This is a genomic window from Kerstersia similis (genome assembly GCF_965139615.1).
Classification (GTDB): Bacteria; Pseudomonadota; Gammaproteobacteria; order Burkholderiales; family Burkholderiaceae_B; genus Kerstersia; species Kerstersia similis.
In genome coordinates this window covers 18,538-39,007 of sequence record NZ_CBCSIQ010000007.1, presented here as the reverse complement: position 1 = coordinate 39,007, position 20,470 = coordinate 18,538, and the positions used below count along the sequence as shown (strand labels likewise).

Annotated in this window: 18 protein-coding genes, 1 tRNA gene and 1 riboswitch; of the genes, 8 read left to right on the top strand and 11 right to left on the bottom strand. The window is 61.8% G+C overall.

What is annotated here, in order from left to right; genetic code table 11:
- The first annotated feature begins 22 nt into the window (after positions 1 to 22).
- The 3 genes from tpiA to ACNA1V_RS06320 all read left to right on the top strand — a co-directional run bounded on the left by tpiA (position 23) and on the right by ACNA1V_RS06320 (position 1,662).
- Positions 23 to 775 carry a triose-phosphate isomerase gene (gene tpiA / locus ACNA1V_RS06330; protein ID WP_415832750.1) on the top strand — a complete coding sequence of 251 codons (753 nt, stop codon included), beginning with the start codon at positions 23 to 25 and terminating at the stop codon, positions 773 to 775.
- Positions 776 to 798: 23 nt separating this feature from the next.
- Positions 799 to 1,383, top strand: a complete 585-nt coding sequence (gene secG / locus ACNA1V_RS06325) for a preprotein translocase subunit SecG (RefSeq protein ID WP_415832749.1) — start codon at positions 799 to 801, stop codon at positions 1,381 to 1,383.
- A 194-nt stretch (positions 1,384 to 1,577) separates the two neighbouring features.
- A tRNA-Leu gene (locus ACNA1V_RS06320) sits at positions 1,578 to 1,662 on the top strand.
- A 490-nt stretch (positions 1,663 to 2,152) separates the two neighbouring features.
- Here ACNA1V_RS06320 and ACNA1V_RS06315 read toward each other — a convergent pair.
- Entirely contained in the window at positions 2,153 to 3,310 is a 1,158-nt protein-coding gene (locus tag ACNA1V_RS06315; RefSeq protein WP_415832748.1) for a linear amide C-N hydrolase, read from the bottom strand.
- Between the two features lie 403 nt (positions 3,311 to 3,713).
- On the opposite strand from ACNA1V_RS06315, the gene ACNA1V_RS06310 reads away from it, so the two are divergent.
- The 3 genes from ACNA1V_RS06310 to ACNA1V_RS06300 are packed head-to-tail and all read left to right on the top strand — an operon-like array spanning position 3,714 to position 7,053.
- Positions 3,714 to 4,850: an Lnb N-terminal periplasmic domain-containing protein gene (locus tag ACNA1V_RS06310; protein WP_462937400.1), complete on the top strand. Its 1,137-nt coding sequence runs from the start codon at positions 3,714 to 3,716 to the stop codon at positions 4,848 to 4,850.
- Entirely contained in the window at positions 4,847 to 6,532 is a 1,686-nt protein-coding gene (locus ACNA1V_RS06305; RefSeq protein WP_415832747.1) for an esterase/lipase family protein, read from the top strand. The genes ACNA1V_RS06310 and ACNA1V_RS06305 overlap by 4 nt, the downstream gene beginning before the upstream one ends.
- Positions 6,493 to 7,053 carry a hypothetical protein gene (locus ACNA1V_RS06300; protein ID WP_415832746.1) on the top strand — a complete coding sequence of 187 codons (561 nt, stop codon included), beginning with the start codon at positions 6,493 to 6,495 and terminating at the stop codon, positions 7,051 to 7,053. The genes ACNA1V_RS06305 and ACNA1V_RS06300 overlap by 40 nt, the downstream gene beginning before the upstream one ends.
- 11 nt (positions 7,054 to 7,064) lie before the next feature.
- On the opposite strand, the gene ACNA1V_RS06295 is transcribed toward ACNA1V_RS06300, so the two are convergent.
- From ACNA1V_RS06295 to ACNA1V_RS06280, 4 genes are all read right to left on the bottom strand, one after another.
- The gene (locus tag ACNA1V_RS06295; protein ID WP_415832745.1) at positions 7,065 to 8,156 is read right to left on the bottom strand and encodes an oxidoreductase; all 1,092 of its coding nucleotides are present in this window, start codon (positions 8,154 to 8,156) and stop codon (positions 7,065 to 7,067) included.
- Between the two features lie 57 nt (positions 8,157 to 8,213).
- A complete protein-coding gene (locus tag ACNA1V_RS06290; RefSeq protein ID WP_415832744.1) occupies positions 8,214 to 8,897 on the bottom strand; it encodes an HAD family hydrolase in 684 nt (227 codons plus the stop codon).
- 165 nt (positions 8,898 to 9,062) lie between these two features.
- The gene (locus ACNA1V_RS06285) at positions 9,063 to 9,641 is read right to left on the bottom strand and encodes a manganese efflux pump MntP (RefSeq protein ID WP_415832743.1); all 579 of its coding nucleotides are present in this window, start codon (positions 9,639 to 9,641) and stop codon (positions 9,063 to 9,065) included.
- A 5-nt stretch (positions 9,642 to 9,646) separates the two neighbouring features.
- Positions 9,647 to 9,820, bottom strand: a riboswitch (yybP-ykoY riboswitch).
- A 13-nt stretch (positions 9,821 to 9,833) separates the two neighbouring features.
- Complete coding sequence (locus ACNA1V_RS06280; protein ID WP_415832742.1) at positions 9,834 to 11,720, bottom strand: LTA synthase family protein; 1,887 nt, start codon at positions 11,718 to 11,720, stop codon at positions 9,834 to 9,836.
- 423 nt (positions 11,721 to 12,143) lie between these two features.
- Here ACNA1V_RS06280 and ACNA1V_RS06275 point away from each other — a divergent pair, with 423 nt between their 5' ends.
- Positions 12,144 to 12,305 carry a hypothetical protein gene (locus ACNA1V_RS06275; protein ID WP_415832741.1) on the top strand — a complete coding sequence of 54 codons (162 nt, stop codon included), beginning with the start codon at positions 12,144 to 12,146 and terminating at the stop codon, positions 12,303 to 12,305.
- 85 nt (positions 12,306 to 12,390) lie between these two features.
- Here the strand turns inward: ACNA1V_RS06275 and ACNA1V_RS06270 are convergent, their stop codons facing one another.
- Positions 12,391 to 13,431, bottom strand: a complete 1,041-nt coding sequence (locus ACNA1V_RS06270; RefSeq protein WP_415832740.1) for an AraC family transcriptional regulator — start codon at positions 13,429 to 13,431, stop codon at positions 12,391 to 12,393.
- Positions 13,432 to 13,583: 152 nt separating this feature from the next.
- Here ACNA1V_RS06270 and ACNA1V_RS06265 point away from each other — a divergent pair, with 152 nt between their 5' ends.
- Positions 13,584 to 14,162, top strand: coding sequence for a cytochrome b (locus tag ACNA1V_RS06265; protein ID WP_415832739.1), 579 nt, complete (start codon positions 13,584 to 13,586; stop codon positions 14,160 to 14,162).
- A gap of 106 nt (positions 14,163 to 14,268) precedes the next feature.
- Here the strand turns inward: ACNA1V_RS06265 and ACNA1V_RS06260 are convergent, their stop codons facing one another.
- From ACNA1V_RS06260 to ACNA1V_RS06240, 5 genes are read right to left on the bottom strand one after another with little or no spacing between them, the layout of a single operon-like run.
- Positions 14,269 to 15,414 (bottom strand): CMD domain-containing protein, encoded by a 1,146-nt coding sequence (locus ACNA1V_RS06260; protein WP_415832738.1) that lies wholly within the window; start codon positions 15,412 to 15,414, stop codon positions 14,269 to 14,271.
- 12 nt (positions 15,415 to 15,426) lie between these two features.
- Positions 15,427 to 16,740: an acyl-CoA thioesterase/BAAT N-terminal domain-containing protein gene (locus tag ACNA1V_RS06255; protein WP_415832737.1), complete on the bottom strand. Its 1,314-nt coding sequence runs from the start codon at positions 16,738 to 16,740 to the stop codon at positions 15,427 to 15,429.
- A gap of 36 nt (positions 16,741 to 16,776) precedes the next feature.
- Complete coding sequence (locus ACNA1V_RS06250) at positions 16,777 to 18,348, bottom strand: ABC transporter substrate-binding protein (protein WP_415832736.1); 1,572 nt, start codon at positions 18,346 to 18,348, stop codon at positions 16,777 to 16,779.
- 51 nt (positions 18,349 to 18,399) lie between these two features.
- The gene (locus ACNA1V_RS06245; protein ID WP_415832735.1) at positions 18,400 to 19,422 is read right to left on the bottom strand and encodes an ABC transporter ATP-binding protein; all 1,023 of its coding nucleotides are present in this window, start codon (positions 19,420 to 19,422) and stop codon (positions 18,400 to 18,402) included.
- Positions 19,419 to 20,462, bottom strand: coding sequence for an ABC transporter ATP-binding protein (locus ACNA1V_RS06240; RefSeq protein WP_415832734.1), 1,044 nt, complete (start codon positions 20,460 to 20,462; stop codon positions 19,419 to 19,421). The genes ACNA1V_RS06245 and ACNA1V_RS06240 overlap by 4 nt, the downstream gene beginning before the upstream one ends.
- Positions 20,463 to 20,470 lie beyond the last annotated feature (8 nt).

The window sequence follows — 20,470 nt, the reverse complement described above, 5'->3', positions numbered from 1 at the left end:
CCCGATTTCGCAATACTGACGCATGAACGCAGAAAATACTCGCAAGCGCCTGGTGCTGGGCAATTGGAAATTGCATGGCAATCTGGCTGACAATGCCACGCTGCTGGCCGCCGTCCGCGCCGGTGCTGTTGGCTTGACGGCCGACATTGGTGTTTGTGTGCCATTTCCGTACTTGGCCCAGGCGGGTGCCGCTTTGGCTGGTTCCCCGGTTTCCTGGGGTGCGCAGGATGTCAGCACGCACGAAAAAGGCGCCTATACGGGCGAGGTTTCCGCCCCGATGCTGGCAGACCTCGGTTGCCGCTGGGTGTTGGTTGGCCACTCCGAGCGCCGCAGCTACCATGCCGAAAGCAATGACTATGTGGCAGCAAAGGCTGCCGCGGCGCTGAAATCAGGCTTGACGCCGGTGGTGTGCGTGGGTGAAACGCTGGAGCAGCATCAGGCAGGCAATACGCTGGCGGTCATCGCCGAGCAATTGGCACCGGTGCTGGCGCTTGGTGCAGATCAGGTCGCCCGGCTGGTGGTCGCCTATGAACCGGTCTGGGCCATCGGCACAGGCCTGAGCGCCACGCCGGAGCAGGCGCAGGAAGTTCATGCCGCCATACGCGCGCAACTGCGCACGCTGGGCGCTGCTGCGGCTGAAGTACGAATTCTCTATGGTGGCAGCGTCAAGCCCGCCACTGCTGCTGGTCTATTTGCGCAGCCAGACATTGATGGCGGCCTGATCGGTGGCGCGGCACTGGTGGCAGATGATTTTCTGCAGATTGCCGCAGCATAAAAGTTTCTGGAGCTATTAAAAGCATGTCTTCAATCTACACGTTGTTGCTGGTCGTTCAAATCATTTCCGCTTTTACCATCATCGGTCTGGTGCTGATGCAGCACGGTAAGGGCGCTGATATGGGTTCTTCTTTCGGCAGCGGTTCGGCCGGCAGCCTGTTCGGCGCAACGGGTGCGGCCAACTTCCTGTCGCGCACGACCAAATGGGCAGCCGTGCTGTTCTTTGCCGTTACCACCGGCCTGGCATACTTCAGCTATGCACCCAGCCGCGCCAAGGAAAAAGTGGAAGAAAGCGGCGTGATGCAAGGTTATCAAGACCTTTCGGTTCCGCAACTGGGTGATACGCCTGTGAACAATGCGGGTGGTGCCGCTGCGGTGCCGTCGGCGCCGGTCACGCCTGCTGTGCCGGAAGCTGCGGTGCCCGCTGTGTCGGTTCCGGTTGCGCCTGTTGCACCTGCCGCCGAAGCCGCGCCCCAGCAGGAGGCAAATGAGGTGGAATCCGCACCTGTTGCTGAAACGCAAGCGCCTGCTCCCGTAACGCCTGCCAGCGAGCCGGAAGTGGAAAGCCAGGCAGCGGACACGCAGCCCGAAGCGGCCGCGCAGCAATAAGCATGGTGGGGCAGCTTGCCCCCGGCGGGCCATGTCCGGCATGGATATGCGCATGCCCGGTTCTGGCCTAAGTCGCCTATCGAAAAACAGCCTATCGAAAAATTTCGATAGGCTGTTTTAAAAATAAAATACCGTGCTATAATTTAATGCTTCACACCACTGTGGTTGTGAAGGAAGTAAAGATTGGTGCCAGTGCCGTCGTGGTGGAATTGGTAGACACGCTATCTTGAGGGGGTAGTGGCGAAAGCTGTGCGAGTTCGAGTCTCGCCGACGGCACCAAATCAATATAGTCTGTTGATGATAAAAAAATAAAAACGATTAGAAATCAACAGGTTTCATAGTATCTGCTTGCAGCAGAATGGGCAGGGAAGAGCAATTTCCCAAATACAGGCCCCATTTATCGGCCCCATTTTTGCGATCTACCTCATCTGATCCAAACTGGCCGGCATTCAAAAAAGATTTCTCAGGTCGGCATCATTGATGTAGGTACAGCGTTTCCGTAACGCTCAACGATGGCAACATTCCAAGATATCACCGCGTGCGGGTTTGCCTGGTGCGGGCACTGCTCGCTTAGACCTCATGCCTATTCGTGTGGCGCTGTCTTGATCGGATTAGGGGTTGTTGCCTTCCGTTTGCCCAGCGCCCGATTGCAGCTGTCTTGAAAAAAAGCCTGAACCCGGTGCAATACCGGATTCAGGCTTTCGTACGTCATTTGCTTTTTCTGGCGGCGTTCATGGCCAAGTGCTGTAGAACGCTGCCCCGGCGTCCATTATTTCGCAGCCAGCAGCACCTTGGAGCCATCGGTAGTGCTGCCCGCCAGCGTGGCGAGATTCACCACCTTGACCGTCGTGCCTTGCATCAACTCTTGAAGATCAAAGCGGACATAGTTCATGTTGGCATAGGTGCGCACATACATTTGCCGGCGATTGAGGTCGGTCAGCGTGGTCCAGGACGTGTATTCCGTGGTGTATCCCGGCTGTCCGGCGACATCAGGCACCGGAATGCCGGCGACGTTTGTCTCGGTACTTTTGTCGATGGTGATGCCACGGGGCCGGTCAAAGTTATTCATGATATGGGCCAGGGTGATCAGCGCCTTATCGTGGTTATCCACTTTTTCTGCGAAGTGCGAGTAATACACGGCTCTGACAAAGCGGCCGACAGAGGTATTGGAGGCGGGCAGTCCAGCGGTTGCAATGCCGGAATCAGGCTGTTGGAATACCTTGCCGTTGACTTCCCAGCTGGATTGATCCTTGTTGGTCAGGAATGAGTAATTGTCCAGATTGGTCATGTGCCACGGAAAGGTCGGACCATTGGTCATGACGCCTACCGGATTGTCATACACATGCTGCGCGCCATCGCTGTATTCGATCACAATGGACTTGCCCGTTGCATCATGCAAGGCATAATGGAACGGCGTTTTGATCTGGTTGTGGGGCAGCAATGCCGTGACCAGAACCGGTTGTGTTTCCAGGGCTGCCTTGACATCGGCAACGGTATCAAACTGCGAGAGGGTCCAGGCGCCGAGATCTATCGCGGCCAAGACGGCCGTGGTTTGGCTGGCCGCGTTGGCCGGGCCGTCTGTGCTGGGGAAGGCGAGCAGGCTGAATGTCAGGCCTTTGTCATTGACGCCCTGGATGGCCTTGAACTGTCCGTTGACCGGATCCGGGATGCCAATCGAAACGAAGGCATTCTTGGCCTGGAAGTCCAGGACATGATGCTGATCCGCCTGGGAACCGAAGCCTGTGCCGATGGGATAGTAAGCTACCTGGTATGGCAGCTCCATGGCCAGTTCCAGCGTGCGGCCGGCATAGGAAGCACCCTGGCCGTCGGTGTAGAGCAACGACGTGCACGCCTGGCTCATGCTGGGAAGCAGCATGGCCATTGCGCTGGCAAGTAGGGTACGTTGCACCGTCAGTTTCAATCCCATCGTATTCTCCGAAAAAAAACGTCAATGAATCAAGCGTCATATCCGACCGTATGACGATCCTTACCCACGACAGGAGAAAGTGCCCGGTTTCGGGCACTCTCTCATTCGCGGGGCAATATGAAAGGGAAAATCATGCTGTCTAAAAGACTAACCTTGCTGGTTGCAGGCGGAATCGAGATACGGTAACAAAATAATACGTATATACCCTTAGGGAGAGATGGCCTGCCAGGGTGAAGCAGTGGATATCGGCCGTGTATAGCGGCTGTGAGCGTCAGCACAGATTTATGTGGCCGGGAGGATCGCTTTTCCGTTGGGCGATGCTGTACAAGAGGCAACTGTGGTCAAATCATGCCCTATCTCAACAGGCGTCCGGCGCCATAGGGCTTGCGCCTGCATTGTGCTTATGATGAAGCGCCATTATTTTTCCCAGCGTCACGCCCCCCGTACAGCCTGTCGCGGGATGGCCTGGTTGCGCGTGCTGGGGCGCGCGCTGGCGGTATGTGTGCTGGCCGGTTTCGTGGCCTGGGGAGCCTTGGCATTATGGTTTCAGGCGGGTTCCCCATGGCGTTGGCCGGCCTTGGTGTTGTGGCTGGGGGTGGGGGCTGCTGCCGTCGTGGTGCTTGCCGCCGGCCGCTCCAGAGATGCGCCGGTACGCGGCCCTTTGTGGGCACGCAGGTCTCGCGTGTCGGGCTGGATACTCGGCCTGATGTGCGTCGCGGCGGTGCTGATGCTGGGATGGTGGAGCAGTTTGCAGCCTTCGCATGAGCGCATTTGGGCAGATGATGTGGCCCAACTGCTGGAGGCGGAGGTGGATGGCAGCCATGTCACCTTGCGCAATGTGCGTAATTTCGATTGGCGCAGCGAGACGGATTACACGCCACGCTGGGAAACACGTGAATATGATCTGGACCAGCTGGTGTCTGCAGACCTGTTGCTGTCTTACTGGATGGGCCCGGCGATTGCTCATACCTTGGTGTCGTTTGGCTTTGCAGATGGGAAGCAACTGGTGTTCTCGCTGGAAATCCGCAAGGAAAGCCATGAGTCGTTTTCCGCCATTGCCGGTTTTTTCCGCCAATATGAGGTGGTGTTGATTGCCGCCGATGAGAATGACATCGTCAGGGTACGAACTAATGCGCGCGGGGAAGAGGTACAGCTGTACCGGTTGAATTTGACGCCCGAGCAATTGAAAACCGCTTTTCTCGGCTATCTGGAACAGGCCCAGGCCATACGCCAGGAACCGCGTTTCTATAACACGCTGACCAGCAACTGCACGACGATCGTGATGGATCTTGCCAGGCAGATCGCCGATGGCCTGCCGCTGGACTATCGCGTCTTGCTGTCAGGCTATTTTGCCGAATATGCCTACGAACAAGGTGCACTGGCGCCGGGGCAGGATTATGCCGCCTTGCAGTCTGCTGGCGATATTACCGCGCGCGCCAGGGCGTTCACCGGAACACCGGATGCGTTTTCCGGGGCGATACGCCAGGGCATCCCAGGCATCCCGGGCATTCCGCCAGCAGGCGAGGCGGTGACGCCATGAAGGCTTGGAATGCGGTGAGGGCCGCCCGTTGGGTGGGCATGATTGTCGCTGCTGTCATGTTGAATGGCTGTGGCCTGTTGAGCGAGTTTCAGCCCTCGGTCGTCATCAAGCCCATGACGGCCAATGAGTACATTACGCTGCAGCGCGGCGACATTCTGACGACCGGCAAGTTGAGTGAAAGAACGGCCCAGACGATTCGAGTGACCGGGCTGGATCAGGGCGCTTGCGCGGTGACGGCATCGGCGGCCTGTATCCAGGCGATGTCCGACGTGGAGGGCGTACTGGATGAACAGCGTATGTCGGCTTTGTCCGAGCTGTGGTTGCAGGTGGCGATGAGGGGCGTCAGGGATACGAAGCATGACGACCCCAGCGGCCTGACCCCCTGGATGGAAGCCGCTCGCCATGCCTATGCCTACCTGTTCTTCACCCCGCGCAGCCCAGGCGAACGCGCTTTTGAAGACCGGCAGACGCAGGTGCGGGATTGGTACAACTACGCAGTGCAGGAGGCCGTCGCCCGGATGTTTGCCGTCCGCCGCAATCAACCGGTGGCTGCCGACAGTACCCAGACACGTTTCCGGCTGGGGGAGTGGTTGCTGGATGTCGATCTTGCCGTGCGCCTGCCCGAAGGGGTGGATATGGTCAAGGAGCTGGTGCCTGCATCGTCGCTGTCATTCCAGGGCTTGCGCAGTATCTACCGGCGCGACGGTTTCGGCGCGGAGCTGGTGGCGGTGATGGAGGAGCCGGCCTGGGGTGGGGATGGTGCCAATCGGGCCTTGGACAGCCGGTTGGAAGATAGTGCCGAGGCCACTCAGGAGATGGCGCAACATCGTGCCGCAAAGCCTGTGCCGCCTGCTGCGGACGAGGCCGGACAGACCCGGCGCAACGCTGAAGAGGCTCAGCGCAAGCGTCGCTGGGCGCAATGGCGGACGGCCTCCTGGAGCGAAATGCCTTCGCCCAACATCACCGTGGTGTTCCGCTTTGCAGGGCAGACCTTGGAGGAAGTGTTGGCCACGCATGAGGTCGAGGTCAGCGTGCATGATCCGCTGGTCGAGCGCGAGTTGACGCTGGACGATGAATCTGTCCCGCTGGCAGGCAATTTCACTGCGGGTTATGGGCTCTGGCTGGCACGCTCGGGCTTCAACCGGCAGTCATTGAGCAATTTGTTCGGGCGCGAGGACGGCATCGAGCGGCCCCATCTCTATATGATGCAGCCTTATGACCCGAACCGGCGCATTATCCTGATGTTGCATGGCCTGGCCAGCAGCCCGGAAGCCTGGGTCAATGTTGCCAATGAAATCATGGGCGATGAGGCTTTGCGTGAGGAGTTCCAGGTCTGGCAGGTCTATTACCCGACCAACTTGCCGCTCGTCTTCAATCACGTGGCGATCCGGCGCCTGCTGGAACGTACGCTGCATCATTTCGATCCCGAAGGCACGGCGCCTGCGTCAGACGGGCTGGTGCTGGTGGGGCACAGCATGGGCGGCATGATTTCACGCATGATGATCTCTTCTGCCGATGAGCAACTGTGGGATTGGGCGCTGAAGGAGCATCCCATGGATCCCGAGCGTCTTGAACGCCTGCGGCCCAAGGCCGACCCCATGCTGAGGTTCGAGCCTTTCCCTGGGGTGGAGCGGGCCATACCTTGGTGCGCTGGATTGCGAGCTTTATCCGCCTGCCTTTGACCATTCTGGAAAATTTCGACGATGCGCTGCAGGCAAGGGCGTCCGGTGATGGCTCAGGGCGGGCACGCGTCAGCGTTCCCACCAGCATCGACAACCTGAATGAGCAGGACGCCTTTGTGAGGACGGCCGCAGATTTGCCCATATCCCGTGCGGTGCGATATCACTCCATCATTGCGCGCCAGCAGCCGGAAGGGCCGCTGGCGGAAAGCGATGATGGCGTGGTGCCATATCGCAGCTCGCATTTGCCGGATGCGGTATCCGAAAAAATCATTGTGGCCGGGCATAGCGTCCAGGAAACGGCCGCTGCCATTCTGGAGCTGCGCCGAATTCTGCATGAAGATATTGCCCAACAGCGGCAGGGCAGCGCCAATCACGACAAGCAGCCAGCCGCGATGCCGGCGACAGCGCCTGAATCGTCCGTTCCGCCGGATGCCGCATCGGCGGCCTTGCCGCTTCGGTCGGCCCACTCAGGTGATGAGCCGGGTGTGCTGAGGATGCGCCTGGGGCCGGCCAGCCCCTGAGGCGTCCGGGGTCAGTAGCGCTGCAGCCAGTAGCGGTAGGATGGCGGTAGCAGCGCGGCGGCATTGTCCTGATGCAACGCACGGGCCGTCGCATAAGACCAGTGCGGGTTGGCAAGATGGCCTTTGCCGATCTGCACCAGATCCAGCTGGTGGCTGGCGATCAATCGTTCCGCCAGGGCGGGGTCATCCATGCCCCAGGCGCTGGAAACCGGCAGGCCGGTTTCGTTGCGGACGCGCTCGGCAACCGGTGCGAGAAAACCTGGCGTTTTCCAGGGGATCTGCGTGCCGGGAATGGTAAAGCCCGCACTGACACTGAGCAGATCTAGGCCTGCGTTCTTGAAATGCCGGGCCAACACAATGGCATCGGCGACGGTCTGTTCGTCCTGGCCATCGTATTCGATCACGCCAAAGCGCGCGGTGAGAGGCAGATGTTCAGGCCAGACGGCGCGCACGGCTTCCAGGGTTTCCAGCAGGAATCGGTTGCGGTTTTCAGCCGTACCGCCATATTGATCCTGACGCTGGTTGCTGTGTGGAGAAAAGAAAGTTTGCCCCAGGTAGCCATGCGCGAAATGCAGCTCCAGCCATTCGAAGCCGGCATCGCGGGCGCGCCGTGCCGCCTCTGCAAAATCCTGGCGGACGCGGGCGATGTCGTCCAGCGTCATGGCACGCGGCACCTTGGGTAGCTGGGCGCCGAAAGCCAGCGCGGAGGGGGAGATGGTTTCCCAGCCACGCGGGTCGCCTTCCGGAATGTGGTCGTCGCCTTCCCAGGGGCGGTTGGCGCTGGCTTTGCGGCCGGCGTGCGCAATCTGGATGCCGGGAACGGCACCGCCGGCCTTGATGGCGGCGGCAATCGGAGCGAGCGCTGCGGCATGGGCATCAGACCAGATGCCTGCGCAAGCGGGCGTAATCCGGCCTTCCGGCGAGACGGCGGTGGCTTCGACGATGACCAGCCCGGCACCTCCGCGGCCCAGGCCGGCATAATGGACGTGGTGCCAGTCGTTGACCAGACCGTCAACAGCCTGATACTGGCACATGGGCGGCACCGCAATGCGGTTGCGCAAGCTGACATCTTTCAGTTGAAATGATTGAAACAGGGCAGACATGAGGGTTCCTGGGAGGGCTGGACGGGTCAAGGGCAAGTCAGGCGGGCAAGGCGGGTGTCAGGCGCCGGCAGTAATTAGCGCGGGCAAATCTGCCATGTCCTGGAAAATATGGCTGGCGCCGGCATCCCGCAGTTCCTGGGCAGAACTATGCCCCAGGCCGCCCGGGCTGTAGCCGAAAACGGTCGCGCCGGCAGCGACACCCGCGCGGGTGCCAGTGACCGTGTCTTCGACAACGGCGCAGCGGGCCGGGTCCGCCCCCAGCAATTTGGCCGCAGCCAGATAGACGTCGGGATAGGGCTTGTTGCGCGCTTGTTCATGCCCGCTGCAGATGCGTTCCTGGAAGTAGTCGTACAGGCCGGTTTTGCGCAGCTGCAATTCCACTTTGCGGCGGTCTGCGCCGGAAGCCACGGCAATGCGGCCATCCAGCGTCTGATGCAAGGACTGCACCGCGCGGCCGGCGCCAGGAATTTCCAGCAGTTCGGTTTCCAGTGCGGCATTGCGGCGTTGCCAGAACTCGGCCAGCCAGGCATCGGTGACGGGTTTGCCGGTGTGGGATGTGATAAGGGCGGATTCATCACGGACCGTCTTGCCGGTGAAGATGCGGGAGGCTTCTTCCAGGCTGATCGCCCAGCCCTGTTCCGCCAGCATTTCTGCCAGGACGCGATGGGTGATGGGTTCGGAATCGACAAGCACGCCATCACAGTCAAACAGGATGGCGTCAAAACAGGCGGTGCGGGTCATGGCAACAGTGAAGGCAAACGGAGGGAGGGGAACGAACCCGCCTGCAGTCGGTGCGGGTTCAGGCGTATCGGATCGTGGTGCGATTCTGCCAAGAATACTGCATCTGCAATGTTGGGCCGCCTATGCCCACAGGGCCGGCCAGGGCTTCCGGCCAGCCCAGCGGCATCAAAGGCTCAGGTGCTCATAGACGATGCTCAGACCCACCAGAATCAGGATGACACCGCCGGCCAGTTCCGCCCAACGGCCGACCAGGCGCTTGAGTACGCGGCCCAGCATGATGCCCAGCGTTACCATGACCATGGTGGCCAGGCCGATCATCACGGACGTTGAGACGATGCTGGCATCAATAAACGCCAGGCTGATGCCGACGGCCATGGCATCTATGCTGGTGGCCAGGCCTGCCAGGGCCAGCGCCCAGACGCTCTGGCGACCACGCCGGGCACAGGCTTCATCGCCAGCACCGGATTCTGCCGGCTGCAGGCTGCGCCAGATCATGTGAGCGCCCAGCATCAGCAGCAGGCCGAAGGCGACCCAATGATCCCAGCTTTCTATATAAGGCGCAGCGGCGCGGCCCAGCAGCCAGCCGATCAGGGGGGTAATGGCTTCGACCACGCCGAAGATCAGACCAACGCGCATGGCTTCGGTCAGGCGGGGTTTGTGGAGGGCAGCTCCCTTGCCGACAGCGACGGCAAATGCGTCGGTGGACATGGCCAGGGCGAGCAGGAGGGTTGAAGCAAAATTCATGGGGCACCATAGTGAGTGTCGGAAACCTGGACACAACAGACAAGCCCGACAACTACTTGGCTGTTGTGTTCATGGTCTCGCCGAGCACTATGGCTGCACGCGCCACGGTGAAATCACCGAGTATGTTGACGCGTGCGCTTCCTAGGGTGGAAGTAGGCTACTCCCCATTACTGCGGCGGATCATAGCATGGATCACTGCGGTGGCAAGTGATAGGTACGTGCGCGGTAGGCCCAACTGGGCCAGATGACATGGCCCAGCGCCTTGCGTGCCAGGGCTTCGTCGGTGGCAACTGCTTCCTGGCCTGCCGGCGTCCAGTGGTATTGCTGGGGTTCGAGGCTGGGGCGCAGCACCAGCAACTGATCACCTTGCAGATAACCATAGTTGTCACCGAACTGCATGATGGCGCGGTCAGGGCTGCGCACGGTCAGGTCGCTGCCTATCATGGGATGTTCGCTGGAAATGCCGATCAGGGAGAGCAGCGTCGGCGGCAGGTCGATCTGGCTGATCAGGCGCTCATCGCTGCGTGGCGAGATGCTGCCGCCAAGAATCAGCGCGGGGATATGGAAACGCTCGACAGGGATATCGGTGGCGCCATAGACGCGGGCATCGTGATCGGCGACAACCAGAAATATCGTATCTTCCCAATAGGGGCGGGTGCGTGCTTTTTCGAAGAACTGGCCCAGCGCCCAATCCGCGTAACGGACGGTGTTTTCAACGGTGTCGGGTTCGCCGTCAGGGCTAATGCGGCCCTCAGGATATTCCCAGGGCGAGTGATTGGACACGGAGAAGGCCAGGATGAACTCGGGCTTGCCGCGTTCCTGCATCAGCAGGTGATCCAGCTCGGTGAACATATCTTCATCGGCCGCACCCCAGGAGCCGACAAAGCTGGGTTTGGTGGAAAAACGCGGCAGATCGACGACTTCCTGGAAGCCGTTGCCGAGGAAAAAGCCGCGCATATTGTCGAAGTGGGCTTCGCCGCCATACAGGAAGCGCGAACCATAACCCTGCCGCCCCAGCAATTCCGCCAGTGTGAAAAAGCCGGTCTGGGCATTGGGCATCTTGACGACGGCTTCCGAGGGGGTCGGCGGGAAGCCCGTGGTGAGCGCTTCCAGGCCACGCACCGAGCGTGTGCCGGTGGCATAGGTGCGGGTGAAGTACCAGCCTTCTTTGGCGAGGGCATCCAGATGCGGTGTCAGGTTTTGTCCCCCCAGGCTGCCTACGAATTGTGCGCCCAGGCTTTCTTCCACGATCAATACCAGATTGCGGGGCCGTTCGACGGCAAGGCTGGCGCGCTGTTCATGCAGGGTCGGGATCTGCGGGTCGCTAGGTTGGGCGGGCAAGCCTGCCGAGGTACGCACGATTTCGATGGCTTCTTCGGTGGGCATGCTGCCATACAGGGATTCCGCCGATCGTTCGTCCTTCATGCGGTAGGCGGCATAGGTGACGCTGTAGAACGAATTCAAGGCCAGCGAGTTCACCATGGCGTCGTTGGCGAAAGCGACTGTCGAGGGGTTGATGGGACGATGCTGCAGCGTGCCGCGTATCGAGATGAAGGCCAGCGCGGCAAAGACCACGCTGAGGACGGGACGCCAGCCCCAGGCAAGGCGGGTATCCGGTTTGGCGTTCATGGGGAACAGCTTGATGCCGATCCAGAGTAGAGCGACGACGCCGATGATGGCTGCGCCCACGCTGAGCTTGTAGCCTGTCCAGAGCATGGACAGCACTTCTTCCGGGTAGATGAGGTAGATGAAGAACAAGCGGTTGGGGCGGGTGTCGTATTCGGCAAGGAATTGCGGCGTGGCCGCTTCCATGATCGCCAGGAGCAGCCAGCACACCCGGAACCAGATCGCCGTCCAGCGCGTGGCGCGGGGGCTATGTCCCAGCCAGGGAGACAGGAACAGCGGCAGCGCCGCGAGCATGCCCAGCATGGCCAGGTCGATCCGTAGCCCGCCGAACCAGATACGCCAGAAGTCCGCAACAGCGTGGACGCGATCCCATTGCCACAGTGCCAGTCCGGTGCGGGAAATAAAAAACAATATCAGACTGGCTATAAGAAATCGTAGGGTGAGCTTCAGCATAAAGGCGATGATCCTGGCAGGATTCTGAAAGACAGGGCAGTGGGAAAAACCGGATGCCGGAGAAGACGACGCCCCCCAATCCTGATAGGGGCGCACGATGCGAGCGGATTGGACTGTAATGCAGCGAAATAATTCCCGGCAAGAAAAAAAATGTTCTCGTTTTGTTAAGAATCGCTCCTGCAAGACGGGAAATGTCCGAGCTGGACATAAAAATCGTCTTACGCTGAAATAAGGGCGTACAGGCGCGGATAAGGGCCTGCAAAGCCTATTTTCCGTGAGAGGGAAATGAAGGTTCCGCCAGCGTATCGGGCAGGTAGCAAGCTGCTGCGTCGATTTGCGCCAGGTCAAGCCGGCATGATGCTGGCAGGGTATGCTTGCTGTGACAGTCGGTATTGGCCGACCTTAAGGGATAGGTAGGAATTCATGACTAACGGCACATTGCTGATTATTTTTGTCGCCAGCCTGATTATTTTCATCTTCGGCTTCGGTCTGCGTGACCGGAACGCGGGTTTGGCTTTGCTGGGAATTAGCTTGATGGGTGTGCTGTTCGCATCCATCTACAAGGCATACATGACGTTCAATTAGACGTCGCGGCGAATCGCCGTCATCGGGAAAAGCCAGGCAGCCAGGTTGCAGCCTGGCTTTTTTTGCATGTTTGCCCGTTGTCTGTCTATGCCCCTGCCGGGGCCGTTGCCGTTGTCGCCGCCGGCTCTGTGCTGGCCTGCCGGTAATAGCCGGGGGTATGGCCGGTCCAGCGCCGGAAAGAGCGATAGAAAGTATTGGGGTCATCGAACCCCAGTTCCAGGGCAATATCGGCAATCGGGTCGTCTGTCATTGCAATACGTTGAATGGCAATATCGCGGCGCAAGCCGTTTTTGATGCCCTGGAAGGTATGGCCTTCCTCGCTCAGCCGGCGGCCCAGGGTGCGCGTAGAGAGCCCCAGCCGGCTGGCGACGATTTCCAGGGCCGGCAGATCCGGCAGCGCGGCGGTCAGCACACGCCTGACTTCGCGGCTGACCAGGCCATGGCCGAGATCGGTATGCAACCAATCCAGCGGGGCGCGTGCCAGGAAACTGCGCAGTTCGGGCTTGCGGCGCCGGATGGGCAGGTCCAGATAATCCCGCGGAAAGGAAAACTGCGGGCGTTCCTGCTCGAACTGGGGAATGCCGTGAAACAGCTGGATGTAGTCCTGCGCGCGCGCGCCGGCGGGGAAGGCGAAATGCAGCAGGGTCAGTGGCAAGTCATCGGCGATCAGCCATGAGGCGATGCCGTGGGTCAGCTTGAGCAACAGAAACTGGCCGGCTTCGTCAGGGAGCCGGTGGCCATCCGTCGCGTGAACGCTGATGTGCGCCAGGCTGGCGTCGCGCCGCAGGCGCAGGCGGAAATCGTCGAACAGAATATGGAACAGATGAGTATAGCGGTGCAGGGCGACACCCAGCGTCGGTGCGTCCAGCAAGCCCAGCATCAGGAACTTGAGGGTGCCTGGCCTGGCCGGACGCAGGAACAGTCCCAGGTGCTCATCCGCCATATCCGTCGCCAGCTGGCGGTAGGTCGCGGCCAAGGCTTCGGGGGTCAAAGGCGCTGCGCCGGCCAGGTAAGGCTGCGCCATGGATAGCGCTTGCCGGCCCGATACCTCAGGCGCCCGCAGGAACAATTGCTCCAGCAGGTCGGGCGAAAGGTGGACGGCTAACGGGTCTGCGCGGTGTGGCATGGAAACGGTGCGTGGCGAAGGCTGGTAGCATTGTAGGGCTTTCGATTCATGAGGGGCAGTTTGCGCCGGGGGGCGGGCAAGCTGGCAGGGCAGCAAGCATCAGCGCTTGAAAGGCCGGGCACGCAGGAAATTCGCGGGGAATGAGGGGAAACATGAGCGAAATGGGGGAAATGCAGGGGCAGGGCAGGCAATGGCGGGATGACCGCCACCGGTATGGTCTTGTCACCAGGATGCTGCATGGCGCCATGGCATTGCTGTTTGCCTGGCAGTTCCTGGGAATGGCGGTCAAGCTGTCGCAGGGCCGCACGCCGCTGGCATCGTTTTTTGTCGGTACGCATGCGCCGGTCGGTACGCTGTTGCTGATACTGCTGATGATTCGGGTGCTTTGGGCAGGCAGCAATCTACGCCAGCGTCCGCCGCAAGGGCAGGGCTGGCAAGCCATGGCCGCGCGTATCGGGCATGGCTTGCTGTATCTGCTGATGCTGGTGGTGCCGCTGCTGGCCGGGCTGCGCGCCTACGGCTCGGGCCGTGGCCTGAACATCTGGGGCTGGCAGGTGTTGCCGGCGACAGCTGAAAAAGTCGAATGGATGGTGGCGCCGGCCAATGCCCTGCATGGGGTGCTGGCCTGGTGCTTGCTGGGCCTGATCGGCGGCCATATCGCCATGGCGGTATGGCACCGCGTGGTACTGCGGGATGGCGTGATGGCGCGCATGTTTGGACGCTTGCGTTAGCGCTGGGCGGCGCCTGTCTTCCGGGCGTTCTGTATGTACGGCCGGCTTGGCGGGTGGTCACGGTACCGAGGCGGGCGCCGTGACGGCCGGAAGCATTCAGTGCCGTTTAGCCCTGTCCCTGCGTGGCAGGCCAGACATGTTCGCCCAGATTCAGCATCAGGCGGTTGGCCCAGGCAAAGATTGCGATGCTGTGGATACCGTCCAGGATTTCAGCGGCAGTCAGGCCTGCGGCATAGAGCGCCTGCAGGCTGTCCGCGGTCAGTTGTTCGGGGTGACGGGTCAAGGTCAGCGCCAGTTGCACGATGACCCGTTCGCGCGAATTGGTGCCGGCAGTGTCGGGGTCTTCGAAGACTTGCGCAATGACATCGTTGCGCTTGGCCAATTGCTCGAAGCGCTGCGCATGCACCGAGGCGCAATAGACGCAGCCGTTGACGCGTGACACTACCGTGCTGGCCAGTTCCCGTTCTGCGCGCGACATGCCGCCAGGGGCATACATGATGGCATTGAAGACCGTGGAGCGTTCCTGCAGGATGCGGGGCTGCTGCACCAGCGCCAGGTAGTAGTCGCTGGTTTTGGCGGACGGATGGCTGGCTTCCAGAATGGCTAGCTGTTCCGGTGTGGCCTGATCCAGCTGCAATACCGGTACCCAGGCTTTCCAGTCCAGGCTGGCGCTGGTGTAGCCATTGATTTCCAGGGGCTCGCCGGGCTTGGGGAGATGGGCCGGGTGGACGAACGGGACGCTGTCGGCAGCGGCCGCTGCCAGGTCACTTGTGGGGGCGCTGCTGTGCTTGAGCGCATCCAGCCCGGCAATGACACGAACCTGGAAGGTGACGAAGGCGATCAATTGCGCCAGCGTGATGATGGCAGGCGCGCCCAGGCCGGCGGCCAGCAGTGTATTGATGGCGGCCTGGTCTCCATCAACCGGGCGGCGCGTCAGCTTGTCGGCGAAGGCCAGCGCAGCATCGGTGATGAGCGCCGAGTCTTCTGCGAGCCCGGATTCTTCCAGGCGTTCGGCATAATGGTGTTGCAGGGAGGCAATCCCGCTTAGCGCGGCGACCCGTTCTGCTACCTGCAGGCGTGTACGCAGGCCCAGGCCAGGCAGGGCCGGGTCGAACAGGGCATCGTAGCTGCCCTGGCTGGCCGCGACAATCTTTTCACGCCGGTGGCGCAAGGCCAGGGTGTCGGGATAGGCTTCCAGTTGTGTCAGTTGGTCGATCAGGTCCATATTGTCTCTGCGGGTCGTATCTGTCATTTTTTCTGTTTTTCAGTCGGCTGAACGCTCGGCTGCGCGGGCGGCCACGGCGCGCTCCAGGAACGCACGCACGCGCTGCCAGGAGTCGGCATCGGCACCTGCATTCACGGCGGGCGAGCCGCCAGTCGTGCTCAGGCGGCCCGATACCGGGTGGCGATAGATCAGTTGCGTGGTGGGCACGTAGGGGAACAGGATCGAGTGCCCGGCGCCTTCGTAGTCGTAGCGTTCAACAGGCCAGGGGTGGCCAAATTGTTCCAGGCGCTCTTCAACCATGCGGCCATACAGGCTGGACGGCCAGGAGCCATCATCCTGCCCCGAAAGCAGTATGACCGGGCCCTGGATGCGCTCCACCCGAATGCGGGCGCGTTCCACGGCGTCGGCATCCTGCAGGCCGGTGAGGATGGCCTGGGTGTGGCGGCGCGGTTCGGGGCCATGGTCCCACGGTTCCCAGGTGGCGGTACGGTTGTTTTCCCAGAGGTGCGGCAGCGGCTGGCCGCGCCACCACCAGGCCGGGCCATCGCGGCCCGTGGCCGGGTTGCACGCGTTTTGCGCGCAATGCACGACCGCGCCCGGCACGTAGCCGATCACTGCGCTGACCAGTTCCGGCATCAGCGACCCCAGCAGCAGTACCAGTTCGCCGCCGCGGGATTGCCCGCTCAAGGCAAGAAAGCCGTGCAGCGGGCGCACCCGGCGATGCAGCCATTGCAGGCCGCGCTCAAAGTATTCCAGGTGCGTATCGGAAATGTAGTCCGATAAGCCCGGTGCCTTGAAATATCCGAGCGCGAAGGCGGCATAGCCGTGCGACGCATAGAGCGCGGCACGAGGCTCATTGATGCCGCCGCCCGAGCCGTTCAGGATCAGCACGGCCGGGTGCGGGCCGGGCGTGGCCGGGGTATAGAGTGTGCCAACCAGCCCGTCTTCACGGATTTCCTCACGCTGCACGCCTTCGGCACGCAGCCGTTGCACCAGCGTGGTTCGCTCCGTGACTGCCGTACCGCGCAGCAACTGCAGCTCGGTACTGATGGGCGCGCAGGCTTCGGTATGGAAGACTTCGCGCGGAGCGCCTTCCTGTTCCGGTACCTGCGACCAGAGCAGGCCCATGGGTGACACACCGCTGTAGCTACCGTCCAGCGGCGCGTCACGGCTCAGGTCCACCTTGCCCTGGGCATCGGCGGTATAGCGTGCCTGGGCATGCCACATCACACCGGGGCCGCGCACGGTGCTGCTGCGCAGGGTGATGACTTCGCCCGGCGCGAGGCCCTGGACGGTGATGCGGCGAGGGACGTCGATCAGCGCGTCTCCGGGAGTGATGTCAAGCATGCTCATGGCTTTGCTCAGGCTCCTGTATATGGTGGTTGTGGCTTACTGCGGTTGCACCGGGCTGACTTGCAGCGCGGTCGTGCGGTCGCTGAGGAGAGGCTCTACCTTCAGGCCTTTCTTGGCGGCCCAGATGTTCTTGTAGTGGAACAAGGGGATCTGGCCGACTTCATCAGTAACGATCTTGGCTGCGTCCTGGAAAATGGCGGCGCGGCGTTCGGCATCGAACTCGGCATTGGCATCGTCCAGCGCCTTGTCCACGGCGGCATTGCTGTAGCGGCCCCAGTTGCTGATGCCACGGCCTTGCGCCGGATCATTGCTGGCCAGCGTCTGCAGCAGGCCATAACCGGCTTCGCCAGTACCGTTGCCCCAGGCCAGCACGCTCACAGCGAATTCGTTCTTGCCGGCGCGGCTGGCATAGACCGACCAGGGCACGACTTCTACATGTGTTTTCACGCCGATACGGGCCCAGAACTGCGCCACTGCCTGAGCGGTTTCAGGCGCTTGCGGGTAACGGTCGCCGGGCACGTGGATGGTGATCTGGAAACCTTCGGGGAAACCGGCGTCGGCCAGCAATTGCTTGGCCGCCGCGACATCGTAGGGAATCTCAGGGATTTCGGGGTTGAAGCCGAAACTGTCCTTGGGCATCCACTGGTTTGCAGGGGTAACGGTGCCTTGCAGAATGCGGTCCACGATGGCCTGGCGGTTGATGGCCAGTGACAGCGCCTGGCGTACGCGTACATCCAGCAGGGGGTTCTCAGGCAGCGGTTTGCCTGCGTTGTCCTTGATGAATTCATTGCTGCCGGGGCGGAAGCTGGGTTGCAGCAGCAGGACGCGCAGGCCGGGGTAGGTGTAAACCTCGACGGTCGGGGTGTTCTGCAGTTTGGCAACGTCGGTCACGGCAACTTTGTCGATGACATCGACATCGCCTGCCAGCAGGGCGGCGGTACGGGCTGCGCCGTTATTGATGTAGCGGTAGTTCACGCGCTCCCAGTGCGGGGCCGGCCCGCGATAGTCAGGGTTGCGCTCCATGACGGTGCGGTCGCCGGGCACGTAGGAAACAAATTTGTACGGGCCGCTGCCGACCACTGCCTTGCCGGCGTTGTAGTCGGGCGTGGTGCTCGATTCGCCCACATGCTTGCTCACGACATAGATGGAAGCGATTTCCAGCGGCAGGTTGGGCGACGGGGCCTTGGTTTTGACGATCACCGTATGCGGGTCGGGGGATTCGACCGAAGCCACGGAACGCAGCGCGCCGGAATAGGATGCGACGGAGCCGGGCACGTTACGGGCGCGCTCGAACGAGAAAAGGATGTCTTCGGCACTGACCGGCGTGCCGTCCTGCCATTTGATCGCCGGATTCAGCTTGAATTCCCAGGTGGTCGGGTCCAGCGCTTGCCAGCTTTCGGCCAGGGCAGGCAGCAGTTTGCCGCCATCGCGCGACTCGACCAGGGAGTCCCAGAAGTGCAGCGCCAGGGAGCGGTCACCCGCATGGTTGTTGAGCTGCGGATCGACGGAAGAGATCGGGTCGGCAAAGCCTATGGTCAGGGTTTGCGCGAAGGTGGTACCGCTGACCAGCAAGGCGGCGGCCAGCACCGAGAGTTTGATGGATTTCATGGCCAGGTCCTTATTCCAGGTTGGAGGGGGAAAATACTTGCGGCATGGCAGTCAGGCCGCGTCGTTGAGATGACAGGCGCTGTAGTGGCGCACGGCTATCCCCTTGAGCTGCGGAACTTCCTGCCGGCAGCGCGGCATGGCCTGCGGGCAGCGGGGATGGAAGTGACAGCCCGCAGGCGGCGCCATCGGGCTGGGAATTTCGCCGCGCAGCGGGTTGAAGTGAACCTTGCGCACATCTATGCGCGGGATCTCCGCCAGCAGTGCGCGTGTGTAGGGGTGCTGCGGGTTGGCGAACAATTCATCCACCGGTGCGGTTTCCACGATACGGCCCAGATACATCACCGCCACGCGGTCGCACAGGTGGCGCACGACGCCCAGGTCATGGCTGATGAACAGATAGGACAGGCCCAGTTCTTCGCGCAGATCCATGAACAGATTGAGAATCTGTGCCTGGATTGAGACATCCAGCGCGGCAACGGCTTCATCGCAGACCAGCATGCGCGGCTGTACCGCCAGCGCCCGGGCAATGCCGATGCGCTGGCGCTGGCCACCGCTGAATTGGTGCGGATAGCGAAAGCGCAGGCGCGGATCCAGGCCGGCGCGTTCGAGCTGGGCGCAGACATAATCATCGGCGTCGGCATCATTCGTCAGGCCATGCAGGCGCGCGGCTTCACCGACGATGCGATTGACGCGCAGGCGGGGGTTGAGGCTGGAGAGCGGATCCTGGAACACCATCTGGATCGCCAGGCGGGCTTCCAGCCGTTGTGCCGAGCTCATGCTCCGGATGTCATGCCCCAGCAGTTTGACCTGTCCGGCACTGGCTTCCAGCATGCCGGCCGCGATCCGGCCCAGCGTGGATTTGCCACAGCCGGATTCACCAACCAGACCGACCACTTCGCCAGCTTGTACCGTCAGGCTGACGGAATCCAGGGCGTGCGTGACGGCGGGCGCTTGCTCCAGATGCATCCGGCGCATGAGGCGGCCCCAGGCACCAGGCTCGGGACGGGCGCCGAAATCCTTGCGGACAGCCTGGAGATCAACCAGGGGTGTCGAGGGCTGGGGGGATGCGGTCATGGCTGGACTCCTGCCGCGTCAGCGGAACGGCCTGGGAAAAAGCAGCGCACCGTGTGGGCCTGCACGCCGGCACGTGCTGGGGCCGCCGTCTGGATGGGCGGCGGGCTGGTACAGGCTGCGGCGGCGCGCGGACAGCGCGGTGCGAAGGCGCAGCCGGACGGCAGATCCAGCAGGTTCGGCGCCATGCCGCTGATTTGCCGCAAGCGTTCGCCGCGCCGGTTGGCGCTGGGCAGGCTGTTGATCAGGCCTTGGGTGTAGGGATGCTGGGGATGATCGAGCACCGCATCGACCGGGCCGTGTTCAACAATGCGGCCGGCATACATGACGGCGACATCATCGGCCAGGCCTGCGACCACCGACAAATCATGGCTGATCCAGATCATTGCCGTACCGGTTTCCCGCACCAGCGTCTGCACTTCCGAAAGAATCTGAGCCTGTATCGTGACGTCCAGCGCTGTCGTGGGTTCATCGGCGATGATCAGGTCAGGTGAATTCAGCAGACCGATCGCAATGGCCACGCGCTGGCGCATGCCGCCAGAGAGCTGGTGCGGATAGGCCTTGAGGCGTTCTTCCGGGCTGGGAATGCCCATGCGCGCCAGTACATCACGGCAGTGCGCCAGCGCACTGCGCTTGTCCATGCGTTGATGGGCAAGCACGGCTTCCAGCATCTGGCGGTCGATGCGCAGCACCGGGTTGAGCGTGGCCATCGGATCCTGGAAGATCATCGCGATACGGTTGCCGCGAATGGCGCGCATCGCCTTGGGCGAAAGGCCGGCCAGGTCCTGCCCCTGGAACAGCACTTCACCGGCGCTGATGCGGCCCTGGGCATCCAGCAAGCCCATGATGGAAAACCCCGTGACGGATTTGCCGGAACCGGACTCCCCGACCAGGCCCAGCACCTTGCCGCGCTCCAGCGTGAAAGACACGCCGTTGACCACGGGCAGGGTTCCGGCACGGGTCAGGAACTCGGTGTGCAGATCGCGGACTTCCAGCGTGGGGGCGCTGGCGGCGGGCGAGGAGGTGTGGATGGCTGGATTCATACGGTTTC

Excerpts from the sequence above, each read along its gene's own strand:
- tpiA (WP_415832750.1), top strand. The coding sequence starts at position 23 with ATGAACGCAGAAAATACTCGCAAGCGCCTGGTGCTGGGCAATTGGAAA.
- secG (WP_415832749.1), top strand. The coding sequence starts at position 799 with ATGTCTTCAATCTACACGTTGTTGCTGGTCGTTCAAATCATTTCCGCT.
- ACNA1V_RS06315 (WP_415832748.1), bottom strand. The coding sequence starts at position 3,310 with ATGGGATTGAAACTGACGGTGCAACGTACCCTACTTGCCAGCGCAATG.
- ACNA1V_RS06310 (WP_462937400.1), top strand. The coding sequence starts at position 3,714 with ATGATGAAGCGCCATTATTTTTCCCAGCGTCACGCCCCCCGTACAGCC.
- ACNA1V_RS06305 (WP_415832747.1), top strand. The coding sequence starts at position 4,847 with ATGAAGGCTTGGAATGCGGTGAGGGCCGCCCGTTGGGTGGGCATGATT.
- ACNA1V_RS06295 (WP_415832745.1), bottom strand. The coding sequence starts at position 8,156 with ATGTCTGCCCTGTTTCAATCATTTCAACTGAAAGATGTCAGCTTGCGC.
- ACNA1V_RS06290 (WP_415832744.1), bottom strand. The coding sequence starts at position 8,897 with ATGACCCGCACCGCCTGTTTTGACGCCATCCTGTTTGACTGTGATGGC.
- ACNA1V_RS06285 (WP_415832743.1), bottom strand. The coding sequence starts at position 9,641 with ATGAATTTTGCTTCAACCCTCCTGCTCGCCCTGGCCATGTCCACCGAC.
- ACNA1V_RS06280 (WP_415832742.1), bottom strand. The coding sequence starts at position 11,720 with ATGCTGAAGCTCACCCTACGATTTCTTATAGCCAGTCTGATATTGTTT.
- ACNA1V_RS06275 (WP_415832741.1), top strand. The coding sequence starts at position 12,144 with ATGACTAACGGCACATTGCTGATTATTTTTGTCGCCAGCCTGATTATT.
- ACNA1V_RS06270 (WP_415832740.1), bottom strand. The coding sequence starts at position 13,431 with ATGCCACACCGCGCAGACCCGTTAGCCGTCCACCTTTCGCCCGACCTG.
- ACNA1V_RS06265 (WP_415832739.1), top strand. The coding sequence starts at position 13,584 with ATGAGCGAAATGGGGGAAATGCAGGGGCAGGGCAGGCAATGGCGGGAT.
- ACNA1V_RS06260 (WP_415832738.1), bottom strand. The coding sequence starts at position 15,414 with ATGACAGATACGACCCGCAGAGACAATATGGACCTGATCGACCAACTG.
- ACNA1V_RS06255 (WP_415832737.1), bottom strand. The coding sequence starts at position 16,740 with ATGAGCATGCTTGACATCACTCCCGGAGACGCGCTGATCGACGTCCCT.
- ACNA1V_RS06250 (WP_415832736.1), bottom strand. The coding sequence starts at position 18,348 with ATGAAATCCATCAAACTCTCGGTGCTGGCCGCCGCCTTGCTGGTCAGC.
- ACNA1V_RS06245 (WP_415832735.1), bottom strand. The coding sequence starts at position 19,422 with ATGACCGCATCCCCCCAGCCCTCGACACCCCTGGTTGATCTCCAGGCT.
- ACNA1V_RS06240 (WP_415832734.1), bottom strand. The coding sequence starts at position 20,462 with ATGAATCCAGCCATCCACACCTCCTCGCCCGCCGCCAGCGCCCCCACG.